Source organism: Propionicimonas sp. (assembly GCF_047606205.1).
Classification (GTDB): Bacteria; Actinomycetota; Actinomycetes; order Propionibacteriales; family Propionibacteriaceae; genus Propionicimonas.
In genome coordinates this window covers 1-21959 of sequence record NZ_JASGES010000017.1, presented here as the reverse complement: position 1 = coordinate 21959, position 21959 = coordinate 1, and the positions used below count along the sequence as shown (strand labels likewise).

Sequence of the window (21959 nt, the reverse complement as noted above, 5' to 3'; positions counted from 1 at the left end):
CGGGGCTCGCCGCGGCCAGCATCCCGCCGTGGGCCTCGGCGATGGCGGCGCTGACGGCGAGGCCGATGCCGGTGCCGCCGGCGTCCCTGCTGCGAGCCGCGTCCGTCCGGTAGAAGCGATCGAAGACCCGCGGCAGGTGTTCTGCCTCGATGCCCTCGCCGGTGTCGGTGACGGCGATCGTCGTCCCCGCCGCGCCACGGGACGCGGCCAGCACCACCCGGCCCCCGGCCGGGGTGTGCCGCAGCGCATTGGACAGCAGGTTCGCCAGCACCTGGCCGATCCGCTGCGCGTCCGCGTCCACCACCTCGGAGGAGTCACCCTCCACCTCGAGCGCGACACCCTTGCGGGCGAACTCCTCCGCGGCCGCAGAACGGGCACCCTCCAGCAGGTCAGCCACCCGGCACGGCGCGCGGTGCACCGACAGCCCGCCCTCCGCGTCCGAGATGTCGCGCAGGTCGCCGGCCAGCCGGGTCAGCCGACCCGCCTGCTCGGACAGCGTGGCCAGGGTGGCCGCGTCCGCATCCCGGACCCCGTCGGCCAGCGCCTCCACGGTCACCGACAGCGAAGCGATCGGCGTGCGCAGTTCGTGGGCGAGGTCGGCGAGCAGCCGCTGTCTGGCCTCCTCCGCATCGCCCAGCCGGGCGGCCATCGTGTTGAAGCTGGAGGCGAGCCCGCGCACTTCCTCGCCCGCGTCCGGGCCGGGCTCAACCCGCAGGGCGAAGTCGCCCGCAGCGACCGCCCGCGCAGCCCGGCTGAGTTCCCGCAGCTGCCGGCGCAGCGGACGGACGGTAGCCAGCCCGATCGCCACCGCGACAGCGGATGCGACCACGACCGCGACCGCCAGCGAGATCCACAGCGCCCTGGCGAACGCGCCCTCGACGAAGCGCAGCTGGTCGGCGCTGGCCAGGTGGCCGTTCTCCAGGAGGTCCCGCTCGAACAGTCCGGGCGCGACGCTCGCCGTCACCGCCGCGACCGTGACCAGGAGGACGACGCCGACCGCGAGCTGGCCCAGCAGCAACCGCCCGTAGAAGGTGTGCGCGAACCGCTCCCCCGGCCTCAGCCCCGCCACCGGCGCCCCGCCGTCATCCCGAGCCCATCCGGTAACCGACGCCGCGCACCGTCACGACATAGCGCTGCGTCGCCGCGTCGTCACCCAGCTTGCGTCGCAGGTTGGCGACATGGACGTCCACCAGGTGGTCGTCACCGGCCGCGCCCCACACCGTCTCGATCAGCCGCCGCCGGCTCTGCGCCAGCCGCGGGCGGGCGGCCAGGACGTTGAGCAGGTCGAACTCGGTGGGGGTCAACTCGACCAGGGCTCCGCCCACCCGCACCTCCCGGGCGGACGCGTCCACCTCGAGCGCGCCGAACCGGCGGACGGGGAGCGGCGCCTCGTCCCCACCGGCTCGCGGACGGCGCAGCATGGCCTGCACCCTCGCCACCAGTTCGCGGGCGCTGAAGGGCTTGGTCACGTAGTCGTCGGCACCGACGGACAGCCCGATCAGGACGTCCACCTCGTCGGTGCGCGCAGTGAGCATGATCAGGTAGCAGTCGCTGAACGTCCGGATCCGGCGACACACCTCCACCCCGTCCAGGCCGGGCAACCCGAGGTCGAGGATCACGACGGTCGGGTCGAGCCGACGGGCCAGCTCGACCGCGTCCCGCCCGTCGCCGGTCACCGTGGTGTCGAAACCGGCGCGGTCCAGGTAGGACGCGACGACACCCGCGAGAACCTCCTCGTCGTCGACGACGAGGACGTGGCCGAGCTTCGCGGTCATGGCTGCCTCCCCGGGCGCCAGCCTAGTGTCGGGTGGCCCTGCCGACGGCAGAATGGGCGCATGCCGACGGCACCCGACGCACCGACCGCCCCGAGGCTGAGCGCCGCCCACCGGGTGCGGGCCGCAGGCAACGCCGTCAACCTGTCCACGGCGGCCGGGCTCGTCGTCGCGCTCGCCGGGCGGGCGAGCGTCCGCAGCGGGCCGGAGGGGCTGTTGATCGCCGAGGGCTACCGGTTGCCGCTGCCCCGGGCCGGCGCGTTCACGGTGGGAAATGTGGTGGTGGTTCCGCACGGCCTGCTCGCCGGCGTCGAGGTGCGCCAGCCTGGGACGCTCGCCCACGAGGCCGTGCACAGCTGGCAGTACTTCTGGTGCGCGGGGCTGCCGTTCCTTCCGTTGTACGGCCTCGCGTCGGCGTGGTCGTGGCTGCGGCGGGGCGACCCGGCGTCCGGCAACGGGTTCGAGCGGGGGGCGGGGCTGGCCCGCGGCGGCTACACCGAGCGTCCGGTCACGAACGCCGGGCTGCGCCGGATCGCCGCGCTGCTGCGTCCACGCCGGGCCCGGACGGGACGTGGCTGAACGCCGAAGAGGGGTTGTGGCCCGGCACGGGTCCGGGCGAGGATCGGGTCATGTTCCGCTCACCGCAGGTGGTGCTGTTCACGAGACGGATCGAGGCCGCAGCCGCGTTCTACCGCGCCCTGGGCTTCATCGAGGTGTTCCGCGAGCCGGCGGAGGGCAAGGCCGTCCACGTCGACCTCGAGCTCGACGGCTACCGGATCGGGCTGGCCACCGAGCGCTCCGCGAGGGAGGACCACTGGCTGGAACCTGTCGCGTCCGGCCAGCGGGCCGTGGTGGTGCTGTGGACCGACGACGTCCGCGCCGGCTTCGACCGGCTCCTCGAGTTGGGCGCACAACCCGTGCATGAGCCGTCGGTCTGGCTGGACCGGCTGCTGATCGCGTGGCTGACCGATCCGGACGGTCACCTGCTCCAGGTGGTGCAGGACCTGTCCACCGGCTGACGTCGGGGTCGCTGGGGCGCAGGGCCGGCGGAGGCGTCAGACCTTCAGGTTCACGCCGAGGCGACGGGCGGTCCGTTCCTTCTGGCGAGCCGCCCGGAGCCGCCGCAGCCGCTTGACCAGCAGCGGATCGTGGACCAGCGCCTCCTCGGTGTCGATGAGGGCGTTCAGCAGCTGGTAGTAGCGCGTCGGCGAGATGTCGAACCGCTCCCGGATCTCGGACTCCTTGGACCCGGACAGCGCCCACCACTGCTTCTCGAAGTCGAGCAGTGCTGCCTGCTGTTCGGAGAGAGGGGCGACCGGGGTGGCCATGGGGTCGGACATGGGCCCAGCGTACCGCCGAACAACATCGGTGTCATTCGTCCCGGGACCCGCCCGTGCGCACGCGGCTCGGCGGTGCGCTCCGGTGCCCGCCCGGCGATGAGGTCGGCCAAGGACTGGGTGGGGACCTGCTGGGCTGCGGGCCGCTCGGCGCTCCCGGAGCCGGGCCGGATCGGCGGGTTCGGGGCGCCCCCAGCCCTTGGCTAGAATCGACGATGGCCTGCGCGCCGAACCGGAGAGTCAACAGTGAGGATGCTCGATGCAGTTGCTGCACGGCACGGTCCAGCACTACGCATGGGGAACCACCGACGCCATACCGGAGATCCTCGGCATCCCGGCGGACGGCAGGCCGTTCGCCGAGTACTGGCTGGGCGCCCATCCCCTGTCGCCGTCCGAGGTGGACGGGGAGAAGCTGGACGCGGCGATCGCCGCCCGTCCGTGGCTGGTCGGTGAACCGAGCCGGAAGGCGTTCGGCGACCAGCTCCCCTACCTGCTGAAGGTGCTGTCGGCACGCCATGCGCTGTCGCTGCAGGTGCACCCGTCCCGGGACCAGGCCCGCGAGGGCTACGACAGGGAGAACGCGGCGGGGATCGCGATGGACGCCCCGGAGCGCACCTACCGTGACGACTGGCCCAAGCCGGAGATCCTGGTCGCTCTCGACGAGTTCCACACCCTGTCGGGCTTCCGCGACCCGAAGCGGACCGCCTCGCTGTTCGAGGCTCTCGGGGTGGCCGAGGAGTTGTCGAGCGTGATCGGCCCGCTCACCGAGCGCAAGGGCTCCGCCGCCCTCGCCGAGGTCTTCCTCGACGTGCTCAGCCTCCAGGGCGAACGCGCGAAGCTGTCCGAACTGGTCTGTGCCGCCGCGATGCGGCACAAGGACGACGAGGGCGAGATCGGCGACTTCGCCCGCACCGTCCTCGAACTCGACGAGGTGTTCCCCTCCGACCCCGGCATCCTCGCCGCGCTCCTGATGAACCGTGTCGTCCTGCAGCCGGGCGAGGCCGTGTTCGTGCCCGCCGGGCACATGCACGCCCACCTGCGCGGGACCGGTATCGAGGTGATGGCGAACTCCGACAACGTCATCCGTGGCGGGCTGACCAACAAGCACGTGGATGTCGGCGAGCTGGTCAAGGTCGTCGACTTCTCCTCCGGGGAGCCCGAGGTGACCCGTCCCGAGCCGGTCTCCCCCGGCGTCGACCGCTACCCGACCCCGTGCCCCGAGTTCGACGTGTGGCGGATCACCGGGTTCGCCGAGGCCGGGGTCGCGGTGCCGGGTGAGGGCTCCGCGCGCGAACTGCTCATGGTCTCCGGGGACGCCGAACTGGTCACGGGCGAGGACCGTCTCCCCCTCGGCCGCGGCGGCGCGGCGTTCCTCGCCGCCGACGACGTGGTGACCCTGCGCGGCGACGCGGTCGCGTTCGTGGCCGCGTCCGGACTGCGCTGAGGGCCGTGCCGGACGAGTTGGCCGCGGCCCTGCGGGGGCTGGCGGCCTCCGGGACCCGTCCGGTCGTCCTCATCGACGGCGGCGCCGGATCGGGCAAGACCACGCTGGCGTCCTCGCTCGCCGGTCACTGGCCGGGCGGGGGCGAGGTGCAGGTGGTCGGGCTCGACGAGCTCTACCCCGGCTGGGACGGGCTGTCGGCGGCCGCGGCGGCGGTGCCCGGCCTGATCACCGGCGACGGCTTCCGCACCTGGGACTGGGCGGCGGGCGCGCCGGGCGGGTGGCGCCGGCTGGATCCGGAGCTGCCGCTGGTCATCGAGGGCTGCGGCGCGATCACCCCCGGCAGCCGTGCGCTCGCGGGGCTCGCGATCTGGCTCGACCTCGACCCCACCACCCGGCGCGACCGGGCGATCGCCAGGGACGGTGAGCTGTTCGCCGTCCACTGGGACGACTGGGCGGCCCAGGAGTCGGCGCACTGGCTGGCCGACCGGCCGCGGGACCTGGCCGACCTCGTGCTGCCCGGTGGGACGGTGTGAGCTCGTCCACCGGAGAGTGCACGACCTCGGCTCACCGGCGGCCGTCCGTCTTTGGCACAATGGGGCGCCGGACCTCCGGGCCCGCCTCCGTAGCTCAGCTGGCAGAGCACCCGCCTTGTAAGCGGACGGTCACCGGTTCGAATCCGGTCGGAGGCTCGTGACCTATCCTCTCGGCCAGTGGCAGCAGATCATCGCCCGCGACCCGGGGCACTCGACCCGGTACGTCGAGCGGTTCCGGATGCTCGCCGCACAGGGCCACGACCTGTACGGCGAGGCCCGGCTGATCGACGCCATGGTGGGGCGGGAGTCCGCGATCCTGGACGCCGGCTGCGGCCCGGGCCGGCACGCCGGCTATCTCGCCGAGGCCGGGCACCGCGTGGTCGGGGTGGATGTCGACCCGACCCTGATCGCCGCGGCCCGGGCCGACTCCCCCGGACCGCTGTACGTGGTCGCTGACCTGGCCGGCCTCACGCTGCCGCCCGAGGCGCCCGCGGCGTTCGACGCGATCCTGTGCGCAGGCAATGTGATGGGCTTCCTGCACCCGGCCACCCGCGTCCCTGTGCTGGCCGGGTTCGCATCCCTGCTCGCGCCGACCGGACGGGCGGTGGTCGGCTTCGGTGCGGGCCGGGGCTACGCCTTCGACGACTTCGCCGAGGACGCCGCGGCCGCCGGCCTCGCGGTCGAGTCGCGCTTCTCCACCTGGGACCTTCGTCCCTTCACTGCCGACGCCGGCTTCCTGGTTGCCGTCCTCACCCGTCCCTGAGCCGCGGACCGGGTCGGAGAGGCCGGGTGTCTGGTCGCGGTCCGGTCGCCGTTCAGGTGGCCGACGGACGCTTCCGCTGGGTCCGCACGTACTGCACGACCACCAGCACCAGGAGCGCCAGCGAGACGTACCACAGGTAGCTGCCGTAGGTCTGCATCAGGGCCACCGCCGGCTCGCCGATCCAGTAGCCGGCGGCCAGGCATCCGCCGACCACGACGGCGGAGGTGGCGAGCGAGACGGTGAGGAACTTCGCCAGGCTCGTGCCGGCCTCGCCCAGCACCGCCACGACCACGCCGCGTCCCGGGACCCCGGGCACCATCGAGATCACCAGCGCGAGCGTCTCGTACCTGCGGGCGAAACGGCTCGCCCACTCGTTGGTCCGCCGCGCGCGCTCCGAGCGTCCCGACCACACCTCGATCAGTTCGCGCCCCCACAGACGGCCCGCCCACCAGTAGATCCAGTCGAACTTCACCAGTCCCGCGGTGCCGAGCAGCCACACCAGCGGCCACCAGGGATCCCCCGCGCTGGCCATCGCCCCGACCAGCACCGAGCCGGACCAGGAACCGAGCGACGCGAGGACGTGCGGCGCGCTGGCGAGCAGCCCGGGACGCAGGATGTTGATCACGATCCCGTAGACGGCGACCGCTCCCAGCCAGCTGAAGCAGGCGATGTCGGCGCGCGTCGGCTTGTGCTTCCAGGGCAGCGACGGGTCGTCCCACCACTCTGCGGCGGCCCCGGGCGCGGGTTCCCGCCGCGGGTCGGTCGGCTCGTCGCCGGACTGGTCTCCACTCACGGCGCGAGCGTACCCGAGGCCGCGCGGCGCCTCCCCCGGTGCGGCCTGTCCCCCGTAAGGGGGAAACAGAGGAGACCGTGGCAGCCGCCTCCGGTTCGTGCGAAGATGAGCTTTGCCGCACCCGCGGCGCTTCTCTTCCACTACGGATCGTCGGGCACGTACCTGCCCGTGGAAAGGTGTGTTTGGCATGGCCACTGTCACGTTCAAGGAAGCGACCCGGGTCTATCCCGGCGCTGACCACCCCGCCGTCGACAAGCTCGAACTCGAGATCGGCGACGGCGAGTTCATGGTCCTGGTCGGCCCGTCCGGCTGTGGCAAGTCCACGTCGCTGCGGATGCTGGCCGGCCTGGAAGAGGTGAACGCGGGCAAGATCCTGATCGGCGACCGCGATGTCACCGACCTGCCGCCGAAGGACCGCGACATCGCGATGGTGTTCCAGAACTACGCGCTGTACCCGCACATGACCGTCGCCGACAACATGGGTTTCGCGCTGAAGATGGCCGGCGTCCCCAAAGCCGAGCGCGATGCCCGCGTCATGGAGGCCGCGAAGCTGCTCGGCCTGGAGACCTTCCTCGCCCGCAAGCCGAAGGCCCTCTCCGGCGGCCAGCGCCAGCGCGTCGCGATGGGCCGGGCGATCGTCCGCCAGCCGCAGGTGTTCCTGATGGACGAGCCCCTGAGCAACCTGGACGCCAAGCTCCGCGTCTCCACACGCACCCAGATCGCCGCCCTGCAGACCCGTCTCGGCGTCACCACCGTCTACGTCACGCACGACCAGGTCGAGGCCATGACGATGGGCGACCGCGTCGCGGTGATGAAGGACGGCCTGCTGCAGCAGGTGGACAGCCCGCTGACCCTGTACGACCGTCCCGCCAACCTCTTCGTCGCGGGCTTCATCGGCTCCCCCGCCATGAACCTGATCACCGGCGAGATCGTCGAGGGCGGGGTGAAGATCGGCGACTATGTCGTACCGGTGGCACGCGAGGTGCTGGCCAAGGCGGGCGAGGAGAAGACCCTGGTCCTCGGCATCCGCCCGGAGAACTTCCGGATCGCCACCGAGGGCATCAGCCTCGACGTGGACGTCGTGGAGGAGCTCGGCGCCGACGGCTACGTGTACGGCACACTGTCCGGCCTCGACGCCGACCAGAAGCTGACCGCGCAGCAGATCGTCGCGCGTGTCTCTGCCCGGACGCCACCGCAGCGCGGCACCGTCGTCAAGCTGAACACCGACCCGGAGACGATGCACGTCTTCTCCGAGAAGACGCAGGAGCGCCTCAGCGCCTGACGCCCGTCGAACGCCTCCGCTCCCCCACGAGGGGGCGGAGGCGTTCCTGCGTCCACGGCGCCCCGTCCACCCCGACGATGGTGAATTCCCGGCGCTCCGCCGACCTGCCGCGAGCGACCGCTGCCGTTCGTTGCGCGGAGAATTGTCCCCGAACGGGGACTGACGCGGGCCCAGCCCGGCGTGGAAGTCTCGACTCACGGTCGCGAGTTGCGCCGCGCTCGCTCTCAGAAGTGGCGATCCGTCAGCGCAACCCACGCACCGCCGATACGTTTCGGACAGCCACTCCAGCCACCGGAAGAGACTGCACAACGCCATGCGTCGTCCTGCCCTGCGCCCAGAACGCCTTCGCGCCGCCCTCGGCCTCCTGCTGAGCTTCGTCCTCGCGGTCCTCTCGCTACCGCTGACCGCACCCTCAGCATTCGCCGACACCGACGCCGAGTTGAGCATCGAGGCGTACGTGACCGGCCACCAGGGCGAAGTACCCACGCTCTCCCCGGGTGAAACCTTCAGCTACACGGTGAACCTCCAGTGCAGCGCCGAGCAGTGCGAGAACGCCACGGTCAAGGCCACGCTGCCCGCGCCGCTGGTCTACGACGGTGAATCGGCGGTCAGCGTCAGTCCCGCCATCGCAGACGCGTCCCTCGACGGCAGGGACCTCACTCTCAGCTTCCGCGACGGCGGCCTGGACGCGGGCCAGGTCGTCCAGGTCACGGTCAAGGTGAAGCTGCCCAAGGACGCCTCCGGGGACGCCGACGGCGACTCGGCCTCCACGACCTTCACAGCGACGGCCGACAATGCCGACAGCGTCTCCGACTCCGCTTCGGTGAAACTCGACATCCCGCCGGTGCTGTCGGCGAAGGCGACCAAGGCGGTCTCGCCGACGTCCACGCAGCCGGCGATCGCAGGACGCGAGGTCACCTTCACCCTCGGCGGGGCGAACACCTCCAACGTCGGCGTCGACGCGCTGGTGATCTCCGACCCCCAGGAGGTCGGCGGCACTAACCCGTTCGCCACCCTCGCCCTCACCGGCATCGCCGCCCTCGACGCCCCCAGCGGGGCCGACCACGTCGCCTTCTCCTTCTACGACGGCACCACCTGGCACGACGGCGCCCGGGTGCCGATCCCCTCCGACCCCGCCACCCTCCTCGACGGGATCGACCTGGCCGCGGTCACCGGGGTCAGGTTCAGGTTCAGCAACGCCGCAGGCACGCTGCCGGCGGGCGACCCGGCCTCGATCGTGCTCACCACGACCGCCCGTGAGGGCGCCTTCGACGACCTGGCCGTCGACGACCGGCTCGTCGTGGCCAACACGGCGTCCGCCACCGCCGTGCGCGGGTCGGAGTCGGCGTCCGACGCCGCCACCGCCGGCGTCACCTTCGAGAAGAAGGCCGTGCAGGTCGAGGTCACCAAGTCGTTCGACGGCGCCTCCCTGGTGGCCGGACGGACGACCACCGTCACCGTCCAGGCCGACACCGGAGTGATGCCCACCTCGACCATCACGGTGGCCGAGCCCGCGGCGGGCGAGCCCACGCTCGCCGAGCAGGGCCTGGACTTCGTCTCCTTCGTCACCGACTCGCACGCGGACGCGCAGCTCACCTGGCCGTCCGGCGCCACCTCGGCGTCGATCACCTACAGCTACGCCGACGGCACCGAGGAGACGCTCTCGACCACGACCACCGACACCCTGCCGGCGCCGAACCGTGTCGTGGCGGGCTTCTCGGTCACCTTCTCCGCGGACCACGACGGGATCGGGCCGCACGCCCAGGTCGTGCTGCCCTTCACCGTGAAGGCGAAGGCGGTCACCGACGAGGGCGGGACGACCGCGACCAACACCGTCTCGGCCGCGGCGACCGGCGCCGCGGGGACGGACGCCGCCCGCGCCTCTGCCGACATCGCGCTGCTGCCGCAGCGGGTCCGCACCTCGGTCACCAAGTCGTTCAACCGGACGTGGGTCTGGGCTTCGGCCGGTTCGGCCGCGACCGTCCAGCTCACCGGGAAGGTCTCCGCCGATTCCACGGTCGGCTCCGACCACCTGACCCTGACCGACGACGACGCCACGTTCTGGGATCACATGGACCTCACCCGGATCCTGCCCACCGACGTGCCCAGCAACGCCGTGCTCACCGTCCAGTACTGGGACGGCGCGGCCTGGCAGAACCTCGCCGAACCCGTCAGCGGGCCGCAGGACGGCTGGTCGCTGCGGCTCACCGCCGCCCAGAGCGCGGCCGTGCAAGGCATCCGGTTCGTCTTCACGCCCAAGGACAGCGGTGGCCTGCTGCCGGCCGGCTTCACGGTCATGCCGCGCTTCCAGGTGGCACTGCGCTCCGCCCTCCGCAGCAACCCGCTCATCTCCGCGACCACGGGGACGAGCGAGCTGACCAACCCGGTCACCGCCGAGGTCGCCAACGACGACGCGATCTCCTCCCCCGTCGGTGCCGTGGACTCCGACGACCTCACCCTGCGGCCGGTCCCCGGGGGGATCGGCGGAGTCGATCTGGTCGAGAAGTACTGGCTGGACCCCGACACCGGCGCCAGGGACGCCGACGCCGGCATCTCCGCCCTGTCCGACGGCACCCGCACGGCCGCCGTCCGCTGGGGCACCGACGGGCTCAGCATGTCCAGCGTCGAGGTCGTCGACGACCCGCACGTCGACCAGATCGCCGCCTCCGTCTACGACGCGTTCGACCTGGTCCGGATCCGGCCGATCACCACGGCCACCGACCCGTCGATCGGCGCGGACAGGGTCGCCGGCGTCGCGCTCTACCTCGACGGCAGCGGGTGGACCGACATCACCTCCGCCGCCTGCGCCGGCGGGTGCGACGGCGGGTTCCCCGGCTACACGCTCACCGCGGCCGAGCGTCAGCACACCCTGGCCGCACGGCTCACCTTCGCGCCGGGCAGCGGCAGCGAGACCGGCGCGGTCGCCACCAGCGGCGACGCCTTCGACCGGCAGGTGCAGTTCGACTTCCAGCTCCGCCGCACCCTGCGCAGCGACTCCGCGGCCTTCGTGCTGGGCACGAGCCACGGCCACACCTACAACTCCGGCGAGCCGGGCGTCGTCCTGAACGACACCGAGGTGACCGGCACCCTGACCACGGCGCTGGCGGACGGGACCACCGCGGTGCAGAGCGCCGACTCCGTCGACATCACCATCTACGACCGGCCGCTGAACGTCAGCCTCACCAAGACCCTCGACCAGACGGCGCTCGGCATCCCGCAGCACGACGGTGAGACCTACCCGCTGGTCAGCGCGACGCTCACCGCCACCAACAACACGGCCAGCGGCGTGCCGCAGATCGACCTCAGCGATCCCTCCGACCCGTCCGCGAGCCTGGCCTGGTACCGCTCGTTCAACCTGTACCAGATCGAGCTCGGCGGCATTCCCGCCGGGCTCGGCGCCGACGACGTCTCGGTCGTGCTGACCCGGCTGGCGGACGGCCAGAGGTCGACCCAGACCCTGACCGCCGCGCAGGCCGAGGCGGCCACGGCGGCCGACCTCGCCGGCGTCGTCGGCGTCCGCGTCGAGTACGGGGCGGCAGCCAATCTGGCCGACCCGTCCCGGGGCCTGATCGCCAGCGACGCGAGCGCCGTGGCCGTCCTCACCTACCAGCTGCGCGCGAGGGTTCGCAACGACGACGGCACGGCCGGGGACGCGATGACCGCCACCGACGACGTGGTCAACACCGCACGCACCACGGTGGTGAGCGCAGGCGGGATCGGTTGCACCGACGCGCCCGCCGACGACTGCGACCAGCCGACCGCCACCGACTCCGTCTCCATCGACATCGCGCAGCCGACCTACGCCGTCAGCGCGGCCAAGTCGATCAGCCCGGCCATCCGGTACGAGGACCAGTCGGCCAGCTACACCGTGACCCTGACCGGCCGGCCCACCGGAACCGCGCGCACCCAGCAGCTGACCCTCACCGACGACACGCCGACCTTCTGGAACGCGTTCGACTTCGGCGCTCCGCCGACCGTCACCCTGCCCAAGCCGGTGAACCAGTTGCGGATGTCCGTGCTCACCGGGATCGGCCACGAGCTGGTGAACGGCACCCTGGTCGCCACCTGCGACGGCGACACCGACCTGGCCGGCTGCTGGCAGGCCGACAGCTGGCGGGACGCCGACGCGAACAGCCAGGTGACCCCCGTCCTGCCGCCGGGGATCAGCGCCGGCGAGGTTCGCGGGGTGCGCTTCGAGGTCCGCCGTGTGGTCGACGGCAGCGTCGTCCAGTGGGAACGCCCTGCCGACCCCACCGTGACCGTGCGCTTCGCCGCGACCCGACGCGCCCTGCTGGTGTACGGCACCGGCGGCGCCACCGACACCCCCGTTCCCAGCACGCTGCCCGGCATGGCGAGCGCGCCCGGAGAGGCCGGCCAGGGCGTCACCACCGACGTGGTGGACGTGACCGGCGTCGCCGCCTGGCGCACGCAGGAAGGCAACAGCTGGACCGCCGACGCCACCGACTCCGCCACCACCTCGCTGCTGCACCGCCCGAACCGGATCACCGTGCAGAAGACCCCCGGCCAAGGCTCGGACGACGAGGCGCCACGCTACGACCTGGACGCCACCATCCCCTTCCAGCTGAAGATCACCAACAGCGGTGCGTGGGCGATGACCGGACTCACCATCGCCGACCAGATCGACCTGGTCGGCGGCTCCTCGCCGCTGGTGGCGGCCGACGCCGACCCGGTGTTCGGCTTCACGGTGGACGGTGCGGCGGCGAGCGGGTTCGCCGCGAGCCTGGACGGGGCGACCGGGGCGATCTCGATCACCGTCCCCTCCGGCTTCGTGCTCAGCCCCGGCCAGGTGCTGCTGGTCTCGGCCAAGCTCCGGTTCCGCGACCGGCTGCCGGCGGGCACGGCCGTCACCAACACCGTCACCGTCGGCTCCGGACGTGACTTCGAGCGGTGCGACTACACCACCGACGACCAGGCGCAGACGCCGATCACCTCGCTGACGCCGACCTGCGCGTCCGCCACCACGGTGGTCGCCGCGGCCTCCACCCCGATCTCGGTGTCCAAGGCGGTCAAGGGCACGGCCGCCGGCGACCCGAAGGCCAGCCAGGGCGAGGCCAACTACGACGACCTCGGCGTGATCTCGGTCGGCGCCGCCACCTCGGCGGCCTGCGCGACCGCGGATGCGGACGGCTTCTACACCGGCACCTGCGCACCGATCACCCGGCCGGGCGGCGTCGAGACCTGGCGGCTGTCGCTGGCCAACAACGGCAACGTGAGGGCCAACGTCGTCAGTGCGATCGACGTGCTGCCCGCCCCCGGCGACACCGGGGTGATCGTGAGCACCGCGCGCAAGTCGCGGTTCTCCACCACCTTCCTCGGCAACCTGACCGTGACCGGCCTCGACCAGGCCGACCCGTACACGCTGACCTCCTACTACTCGACCACGGCTCCCTCGGCGACGTGCAACAAGGCCGACATCGGCAACGACACCAAGCCGGGCGGGCAGAGCACCTGCGGCACGGCCTGGATCCCGTTCACCGACCAGACCAGCGCGGCGGCCCTCGCCACGGCCAGGGCGATCAAGGTGCTGCTCACCTTCGACGACCCCGACGACGGCCTCTTGCCCGGTTCGCCGTTCACGGTGACCTTCGACACCAGGACCCCGGCGTCCTCCCCCGTGGCGGACGCCGGCACCATCGAGCCGATCGCCTGGAACTCGGTCGCCGTCGGCTCGCGCACGGCCGAATCCCGCACCTTCCCGGCCCGCGCCTCCCTGGTCACCGAGCCGCGCAAGGTCGGCGTCGCCCTGGCCAGCGGACAGCTCGACCTGGCCAAGACCGTCGTCGCCCCCGCCGATGCCGCCTGGCTGCCCTTCCTGCCGTCCAGCTACGCCGCAACGCTCAGCTGCACCTCGCTGGGCGAGCCGGTGGCCCTGCACAACGGCGCGGGCGGCAACGTGGCGAGCGTGGCGCTGAACGCGGACGGGACCGTCCTGGCCTACAACGACACGCACCTGGTGAACCTGCCCCTGTTCTCCCACTGCTCGCTCACCGAGGACGACAACCAGTCCGCGACGACGACCGTGGTGAGCCCCGACGAGGCCGTCGCGCTGCGCGACTACTCCGCCGTGGCGAACATCGCCCACGGCTGGGGCGCGGGCCCGACCGGGTCGATCGGCGTCACCAACACCTACGCCGCCGCGGGCTTCACCGTCACCAAGGACGTTCCCGAGTGGCCCGCGCTGGACGCCGACGGGCACCAGGTCCCGTTCAAGGACTTCACCTTCACGGCCAGCTGCACGTTCCTCGGCCACGAGGTCGTGCCGGCCGCCGACCAGCAATTCAGCCTGAGCGCCGGGGGCAGCAAGCAGTTCACCGGACTGCCCGCCGGAGCGACCTGCGCGGTGACCGAGACCTACGCCGCCGGCGCCGACTCGACGGGCGTCACCACCTCGCAGGGCGGCACCGAGGTCGACAGCGGAACGAAGAAGTCGTCGTTCACGCTCGTCCCCGGCGGTGCGGACGCGACCGCCGTGGCGTACACGAACACGTTCACCGCCGGCTCGGTCACGATCACCAAGTCGATCACCGGCGCCGGTGCCGAGGCCTGGGGCGACCAGAGCTTCACCGCACAACTGGTCTGCACTCACCCCGACGCCGACCCGTCCGAGGTCTACCGGGCCACGAAGACGCTGTCGAGGGCCACCGGCCTGAGCTGGACCGTCGACCACCTGGCCTCCGGCGCGCACTGCGCGGTGACCGAGACGGCCTCCGGAGGGGCGACCGCGACCTCGATCACCGGTGGCAGCTTCACCGTCGACGCGGCCACGCCGGCAGCGGTCGGCATCACCAACCGGTTCGGCACCGGCTCGGTGAAGGTGACCAAGCAGGTCCAGGCGAACGGCGCAGCGACCAGCGCATCGCCGTGGGCAGACGGCAGCTTCCCGGTCACCCTCACCTGCACCCGGCAGGTGAACGGCAGCCCGCTGCAGGTCGCCATCCCCGGCGGGGCGACCACGTTCCTCACCAGGGCCGGCTCGTGGACGGCGACCTGGGACGGCCTGCCCACCGACGCGTCCTGCTCGGTGGCGGAGAACGTGGCCGGCATCACCGGCGTCACCGGCCCCCAGCCCGATCCGAGCGTCACGGTCTCGCCCACCACCGTCGCCGTCGGCGACGGAACGACGAGCGCCGTGAGCGTCGTCAACAACTACCGCGCGGGCAAGCTCCAGATCACCAAGACCCTGCTCGGCGCGGGCTCGTCCTTCTTCACCGGGGCGACCTTCTCGGTGTCGTGCACGCTGGGCGGCTCAACCGTCTTCACGCGGACCGGCGTCCCGGTCCCGACCGGCACGCTGGCCTCCGCCGTGCTCGGCCCGATCCCGTTCGGCGCGTCCTGCACCGTGACCGAGACCGGCACCGGCGGCGCGGACGCCCCCGCGGCCGCCCAGATCGTGACGATCAGCCCGAACGACGCGACCGGCGACGTGACGACCGTCACCGTCACCAACGCCTTCTCCGCGGGCACCCTGAGCATCACCAAGACGCTCGCCGGCGAGGCGGCGGGCGAGGCCTGGGCGAGCGGCGGGACCTTCGTCGTCGCCGTCCGCTGCGGGACCACCAGCACCCCGTCGTTCACGCAGAACGTCACGATCACCGGTGCGGGCAGCACGACCCTGATGAACGGCGCCAGCCCCCGGCTGTTCCCGGTCGGCACCCGTTGCTGGGCCTCCGAGACCACCACCGGTGGGGCCACCGGATCGTCGGTGGACCACTCCAGCTTCGAGACCGGCGTGGCCGTCACCGCGCAGTCCGACCCGACCGTGGCCCAGGCGATCGGCATCACCGCGACCAACACCTACTCCTACGCGGGCCTGACGGTCTCCAAGGCGGTGGCGGGCACCACGCTGGCGAAGAACGAGGCCGGCAGCACCCTGACCTACCCGACCTCGGTCACCTTCACCGCGAAGTGCACCTTCAACAACAACACCACCACCTCCACGGTGCTCGACACCACGTTCACCATCACCGGCAGCGGGGATGGCAGCTGGGGCTCGAACACCTTCGACAGGCTGCCCTCCGGCGCGTCCTGCACGGTGACCGAGACGACCCCGGCGATGTCGCCCACGGTGACCTACCAGGTCAGCCGGACCGGCCAGACGAACGCATCGGGGACCGCGACGAGCGCCGCGTTCACCCTGGTCACCGGCGTCGCGACCGACAACGTCGCCGCCTTCACCAACACCTACACCGTCGGCACGCTGCAGCTCACCAAGACGGTCAGCCCGACCGGCTCGGTGTGGGCCAGTGCACCGTTCACGGTCTCGCTCCTGTGCACGGTCGGCTACCCCGAGGCAGGCACGTCGGTCTACGCGAAGAGCTACACGTTCAGCACCAGCAGCGCCAGCTACAGCATCGCGCGGGTGGAGAACCTCCCCCGTGACGCCTCCTGCACGACCACGGAGACGAAGGCGGGCGGCGCGAACAGCACCACCTACTCCGGCCAGACGGTGACGATCGCCACCAACACCACCCGCACCACCACGGTGACCAACACCTTCGCCACCGGCTCGGTGAGGGTGACCAAGGCCCTGACGGTGAACGGCACGGCCACCACGGCCGAGCCGTGGGCCAGCGCCGGCTACACCATGACGCTGGCGTGCACCCGCACCGTCAACGGCAGCTCCGAGACGGTCGACCTGACCGGGCTCTCCACGAGCGCCACCCAGGTGCTGACCAGGGCGAACAGCTTCACCTACACCTGGAGCGGACTGCCCCAGGGCGCGAACTGCACCGTCAGCGAGTCCTCGATCGACTACCCGAGCGGCACCCCCGCCCAACCCACGCCGACGGTGACCTACAGCCCCAGCCAGGCCACCGGCGTGACCGTGGGCAACGGCACCACCGTGTCCCAGACCGTCACGAACGACTTCGCTTTCGGCACCGTCCGGATCGTCAAGGCGCTGGCCGGTGACGCGGCGGTCGCCTGGGGAACCGGCACTTTCACGTTCTCGGTGAGCTGCACTCTCACCGGCACGACGGGGACCGTGTTCAGCCGGAGCGGCATCACCTTGTCGACGGCGACCGGCCTCACGTCCGCGGCCATCGGGCCGGTGCCCAAGGGCGCTGTCTGCACGGTCACCGAGACCGGCACCGCAGGGGCCACCTCGGTCGAGCCGGACAGCAGGGTCGTCGTGCTCGACGCCATCGAGGCCGGGGGCACCAGGACGGCGTCGTTCACCAACACCTTCGACAACGCGGGCTTCACCCTCACCAAGACCGTCAGCAACGGCGGCGCGGTCGACCAGGCCGGGAACGCCGTCACCTACGCGGCGACCTACCACTTCTCGGCCACCTGCACGTTCAACGGGAACACCGTGCTGAGCGTCTCCGACCTGGCGCTGCTCGACGGCGAGTCCCGGGCGTTCGGCGGCCTGCCGGTCGGCGCGTCCTGCTCGGTGACCGAGACCGGCACAGGCAACGCGCACGCGTCGTCCGTGGTCACCCAGAACGGCACCGCGGGCCAGGTGAGCGACGGGGCGACCAGCTCGACGTTCACCCTCGTCGCCGGCCGGTCCCCGCTGGAGGGGCCGTCGCCGGCAGCCACCGTCGTCGGCTTCACCGACGCCTACACCGTCGGCGGACTGGACGTCACCAAGGTCGTGACCGGCTCGGGCGCGGGCGCGTGGGGCGCAGGGCCGTTCACCGTCCGGCTGGTGTGCACGCTCGACCACGACGCGAACTCCGCCACCGCAGCAGTGACCGTCTTCGACAGCACCCACTCGCTGGCCGGCGGCGAGATCTGGAGCGTCCGCAAGCTGCCCACCGCCGCGCGCTGCGCGGTGACCGAGACCGCGTCCGGCGGCGCCAACGCGACCACGATCGACGTGCCTGCGCCCACGATCACCGCGGCCGTCCAGACGGTCACGGTGACGAACACCTTCAACACCGGGTCGGTGCAGGTCACCAAGGCGATCGCCGACGGCCTGGGTACGCGCTCCCCGTGGAAGGACGCGACCTACGAGTTCACCCTGGCCTGCACGAAGGACTTCGACGGGGACGGCACGGCCGAGGCGATCACCGTCCCGAGCGCGGTGAAGACCGTCACCGGGCCCGGCTCGGTGACCTGGACCGGCCTGCCGCAGGGCGCGTCCTGCGCGGCGACCGAGACGGCCACCACCTACCCGGCCGGCACCCCCGCGCAACCGGTCGCCACCGTCACCTCCTCCGGCGGCGTCACGGTCGGCAACGCCACGACCGTCGCCCAGACCCTGACGAACAGCTTCACCACCGCGAGGGTGAGGATCGCCAAGACCATCGCCGGCACCGGCGCGAGCACCTGGGGCACGGGCCCGTTCGTCTTCTCCGTGCAGTGCACGCTGGCCGGCTCGGGCACGGTCTTCGGCCCGACCACGGTGACCCTCACCCCGACCGCGGGCCAGACCAGCCTCACCTCGGCCGACCTCGGGCCGATCCCGCAGGGCTCGGACTGCACGGTCACCGAGACGGACGCGGCCGGCGCCATGCCGGTCGACCCGGCCGGCAAGGTGGTCACGCTGACCTCCGTGCCGGCGGGAGCCACCACCGCCGCCGCGTTCACCAACACCTTCGACTTCGCCGGCTTCACCGTCTCCAAGGCGATCAGCAGCGACGCCACCGACGCCGACGGTCACCCGATCGGCTACGACGCGGCCCACTTCACCGCGTCCTGCACCTTCCGGGGCAGCCAGGTGGTCACCGACCCGGCCGACGCGTCGTTCACCCTGACGGCCGGGGCGACGAAGAGCGTCACCGGCCTGCCCGCCGGGGCCAGCTGCACGGTCACCGAGACCGATGCCGCCGGAGCGGCCAGCACCGACGTCGTGGTCAGCCAGGGCTCGTCCACCAGCACCGGGACGACCGCGGCCAGCTTCACCCTCGTCGCGGGCGGCGCGAACGCCACGGCGGTCGCGTTCACCAACCACTACCCGGTCGGCTCGCTGACCGTCACCAAGACGGTCGCCGGCGCCGGCGCCGACCTGTGGGGCGGCGGCACGTTCACCGTCCACGTGGTCTGCACCCTGGCCGCAGCCAACCCCGACCAGGTGTTCGACACCACCCATGCGCTGTCCAAGGCCGACCCGACCTGGACGATCGCCAACCTGCCCACCGGGGCGTCCTGCGCGGTCTCCGAGACGAGGAACGGCGGCGCCAACAGCACGTCGATCACCAACGGCTCGCCGACCATCGGCAACGCCACCACGGAGCAGACCGGTATCACCAACACCTTCACCGTCGGCGCGGTGAGGGTCACCAAGGCGCTCACCCTCGACGGGGTCGCGACCTCGGCGCAGCCGTGGACGCAGGGCAGCTACACCGTGTCGCTGGCCTGCACCCGCGACCTCGACGACGACGGGATCGCCGACGCCGTCACGATCCCCGACGGCCCGTCCCGCACGATCACCGGTGCGGCGTCGGCGACCTGGACCGACCTGCCCACCGGCGCGTCCTGCCAGGTCAGTGAGACGGCCAGCTCCCCGCTCGCCCAGGCCACCTCGATCAGCCCGAACGGCAGCGTGACGGTCGGCGCCGACCCGGCCGCACCGCAGGCCTTCACCGTCACCAACGACTTCCACACCGCGACCATCTCGGTGCTGAAGCAGCTGGAGGGCGCGGGCCAGACCAGCTTCGGCGACGGGCCGTTCACCTTCTCGGTCAGCTGCGCGCTGGCGGGCGCGACCGATCCGGTCTACACCCGCGACCTCAGCCTCACCCGGGCGTCGGGGAGCACGGCCACCCGCCTGCGCGAGGACGGGCTGGGGCCCGTCCCCGTCGGAGCGGAGTGCACGATCACCGAGACCGACGACGGGGGCGCGGACGCCACGCCCGCACCGGTCACGATCACGGTCGCCGAGGACGACACCGCCAACGTCGCGACCTTCACCAACCAGTTCAGCGCAGGCACCGTCTGGGTCACCAAGACCCTGGCCGGCGAGGCCAGGGGCGAGGCGTGGGCGACCGGCGCGACCTTCGGCGTCCTCGTCACCTGCCAGGCCGAGGTGGACGGCGTCCGCGGCACCGTGTTCTCCCGTGAGATCACGATCGCCGGCGACCAGCACGTCAACGTCACCGACGCGGAGGGGAACCCCTCCCGCGTCCCGCTCGGCAGCCACTGCTGGGCGGCGGAGACCGACGCCCGGGGCGCCACGTCGACCGAGGTGACCCAGCACGACTGGGACACCGCGGCCGTGGTCACCGCCGGCACCCCGGCGATGCTGCAGGCGCTGGAACTCGGTGTGACCAATACCTACGCCTACGCCGGCTTCACCGTCACCAAGGCCGTCGACGACGGCGGCGCGGCGGACGCCGGCGGCGACCCGATCGCCTACCCGAGGAGCTTCGGCTTCCAGGCGACCTGCACGTTCACCGGCACCACCGTGCTCGACGAGGCGTTCGACCTCGACGGGGGTGGCAGCACGACGTTCACGATGCTGCCGGCCGGCGCCGACTGCACGGTCGCCGAGACCGACACCGGCGACGCGGCGCGCACGTCCGTCCGGCTGACCCAGGACGGGACGGCGGGCGCCGACATCGACGCCGCTTCGGTCTCGTTCACCCTGGTCCGGGGCTCCGGTGCCGACCCGGCGGGCGCGGGCGTGAGCATCGCGGGGTTCACCAACCACTTCGGCACCGGTGCGATCACCCTCACCAAGCGGCTCACCGGTGACGGCGCGGACGCGTGGGGCGCCGACCAGCAGTTCACCGTGCACCTGCGGTGCGTGTTCGACACCGACGCCGACCCGGCCACCCCTGCCGCGGTCGTGTTCGACGACGGCCACGAGCTGTCGGCGGCCACCGGCATGAGCTGGACGGTGCGCGACCTGCCCACGGGCGCGTCCTGCGAGGTCGGCGAGACCGCGACCGGCGGCGCCAACGGCACCACCATCTCCGACTCGACCCCGGTCGTCGGCGCCGATCCGGACGACCCGGTGCAGGTGGAGATCACCAACGAGTTCACCACCGGGACGGTCGTGGTCGGCAAGCGGGTGCAGGTGGACGGCACCGACAGCGACGCGGAACCGTACGCGTCCGCCGCCTTCGCGGTGAAGCTGTCCTGTGCACGGCTGGTCGACGGCATCTGGACCGGCGTCGACATCCCCGGCGACGCCCACCCCCTCGGCGACGACCTGGACGGCGTCCGGAGGATCACCGGTTCGGGCAGCACCGCCTACCCCGGCCTGCCGACCGGGGCGCTGTGCCGGGTCGGCGAGGCGGACGCCGCCTTCCCGCTCCCGTCCGGGCAGGTCAGCATCGACACCCCGAGCCTGAGCGTCGAGGCCGGCACCGCGGTGACCGCACAGGTGACGAACGACTACCACACCGGGACCCTGCAGGTCGTCAAGCAGCTCGCCGGCGCGGGCGTCCCGGACTGGTCCGCGGGGGACTTCACCTTCTCGGTCAGCTGCCGGCTCAGCGACACCGGCGGAACCGCGCACGAGGTGTTCTCGCGGTCCGGCATCGTGCTCAACCAGGCCGACGGGCTGGCCAGTGAGGTGTTCACCGGCATCCCGGTGGGCGCGGTCTGCGCGGTCACCGAGACCGCGACCGGCGGTGCCGATGCCCCGTCCGACCCGGTCGAGGTGACGATCGTGGACGGGCAGGCCAACCTCGCCACCCCGACCAACACGTTCAGCCTCGGCTCGCTCACGGTCACCCTCGGGCTCACCCTCGACGGCTCCCCCACGACGGCCGAGCCGTACGTCGGCGGCGCCTATACCGTCCGGATCGCCTGCACCCGCGAGGTCGACGGGGTACAGGAGGACGTGAGCGCGCCGGGCGGCGACAGCTGGACCTTCACCGGTCCCGGCTCGCACTCCTTCACCGGGCTGCCGGTGGGTGCCAGCTGCACGGTGCGGCAGACCGACGCCTCCCTGGCTCCGCACGACGTCAGCTACGACCCGGCCGGGCTGGACCCGTCCGGGATCGGCTCGGGCGGCGTCACCGTGACCGGCGACAGCCAGCACCCGACGACCGTGGGAGTGGTGGACAACTTCATCACCGCCACGCTGGTGGTGACCAAGCGCGTCCTCGGCGACGGG

At 72.3% G+C, this 21959-nt stretch carries 11 protein-coding genes and 1 tRNA gene; 8 read left to right on the top strand and 4 right to left on the bottom strand.

What is annotated here, in order from left to right:
* Together QM633_RS01115 and QM633_RS01110 are read right to left on the bottom strand one after the other, a co-directional pair.
* A partial coding sequence (locus QM633_RS01115) for a sensor histidine kinase (RefSeq protein WP_415151873.1) occupies positions 1 to 1069 on the bottom strand: 1069 nt, incomplete at its 3' end.
* 13 nt (positions 1070 to 1082) lie between these two features.
* Positions 1083 to 1775, bottom strand: coding sequence for a response regulator (locus QM633_RS01110; protein ID WP_415151872.1), 693 nt, complete (start codon positions 1773 to 1775; stop codon positions 1083 to 1085).
* Between the two features lie 60 nt (positions 1776 to 1835).
* On the opposite strand from QM633_RS01110, the gene QM633_RS01105 reads away from it, so the two are divergent.
* Positions 1836 to 2351, top strand: a complete 516-nt coding sequence (locus QM633_RS01105; protein ID WP_415151871.1) for a hypothetical protein — start codon at positions 1836 to 1838, stop codon at positions 2349 to 2351.
* A 50-nt stretch (positions 2352 to 2401) separates the two neighbouring features.
* A complete protein-coding gene (locus tag QM633_RS01100) occupies positions 2402 to 2791 on the top strand; it encodes a VOC family protein (protein ID WP_415151870.1) in 390 nt (129 codons plus the stop codon).
* 36 nt (positions 2792 to 2827) lie between these two features.
* Here QM633_RS01100 and QM633_RS01095 read toward each other — a convergent pair whose 3' ends face one another.
* Complete coding sequence (locus QM633_RS01095; RefSeq protein WP_415151869.1) at positions 2828 to 3112, bottom strand: DUF3263 domain-containing protein; 285 nt, start codon at positions 3110 to 3112, stop codon at positions 2828 to 2830.
* 256 nt (positions 3113 to 3368) lie between these two features.
* On the opposite strand from QM633_RS01095, the gene manA reads away from it, so the two are divergent.
* From manA to QM633_RS01075, 4 genes are all read left to right on the top strand, one after another.
* Positions 3369 to 4553 carry a mannose-6-phosphate isomerase, class I gene (manA, locus tag QM633_RS01090; protein WP_415151868.1) on the top strand — a complete coding sequence of 395 codons (1185 nt, stop codon included), beginning with the start codon at positions 3369 to 3371 and terminating at the stop codon, positions 4551 to 4553.
* Between the two features lie 5 nt (positions 4554 to 4558).
* Positions 4559 to 5086, top strand: coding sequence for a cobalt ABC transporter (locus QM633_RS01085; protein ID WP_415151867.1), 528 nt, complete (start codon positions 4559 to 4561; stop codon positions 5084 to 5086).
* A gap of 83 nt (positions 5087 to 5169) precedes the next feature.
* Positions 5170 to 5242 (top strand) — tRNA-Thr (locus QM633_RS01080).
* 1 nt (position 5243) lies between these two features.
* Positions 5244 to 5849 (top strand): class I SAM-dependent methyltransferase, encoded by a 606-nt coding sequence (locus tag QM633_RS01075; RefSeq protein WP_415151866.1) that lies wholly within the window; start codon positions 5244 to 5246, stop codon positions 5847 to 5849.
* Positions 5850 to 5901: 52 nt separating this feature from the next.
* Here QM633_RS01075 and QM633_RS01070 read toward each other — a convergent pair whose 3' ends face one another.
* Positions 5902 to 6642: a DedA family protein gene (locus QM633_RS01070; RefSeq protein WP_415151865.1), complete on the bottom strand. Its 741-nt coding sequence runs from the start codon at positions 6640 to 6642 to the stop codon at positions 5902 to 5904.
* A 187-nt stretch (positions 6643 to 6829) separates the two neighbouring features.
* Between QM633_RS01070 and QM633_RS01065 the strand changes: the two genes are divergently transcribed.
* Positions 6830 to 7924, top strand: coding sequence for an ABC transporter ATP-binding protein (locus QM633_RS01065; RefSeq protein ID WP_415151864.1), 1095 nt, complete (start codon positions 6830 to 6832; stop codon positions 7922 to 7924).
* A 313-nt stretch (positions 7925 to 8237) separates the two neighbouring features.
* The coding region (locus QM633_RS01060; RefSeq protein WP_415151863.1) for a DUF5979 domain-containing protein at positions 8238 to 21959 on the top strand (13722 nt) is incomplete at its 3' end.

What these genes read in the sequence shown, in the direction of transcription:
- QM633_RS01095 (WP_415151869.1), bottom strand. Translation starts at nt 3,112, where the DNA reads ATGTCCGACCCCATGGCCACCCCGGTCGCCCCTCTCTCCGAACAGCAG.
- QM633_RS01100 (WP_415151870.1), top strand. Translation starts at nt 2,402, where the DNA reads ATGTTCCGCTCACCGCAGGTGGTGCTGTTCACGAGACGGATCGAGGCC.
- manA (WP_415151868.1), top strand. Translation starts at nt 3,369, where the DNA reads ATGCAGTTGCTGCACGGCACGGTCCAGCACTACGCATGGGGAACCACC.
- QM633_RS01065 (WP_415151864.1), top strand. Translation starts at nt 6,830, where the DNA reads ATGGCCACTGTCACGTTCAAGGAAGCGACCCGGGTCTATCCCGGCGCT.
- QM633_RS01110 (WP_415151872.1), bottom strand. Translation starts at nt 1,775, where the DNA reads ATGACCGCGAAGCTCGGCCACGTCCTCGTCGTCGACGACGAGGAGGTT.
- QM633_RS01105 (WP_415151871.1), top strand. Translation starts at nt 1,836, where the DNA reads ATGCCGACGGCACCCGACGCACCGACCGCCCCGAGGCTGAGCGCCGCC.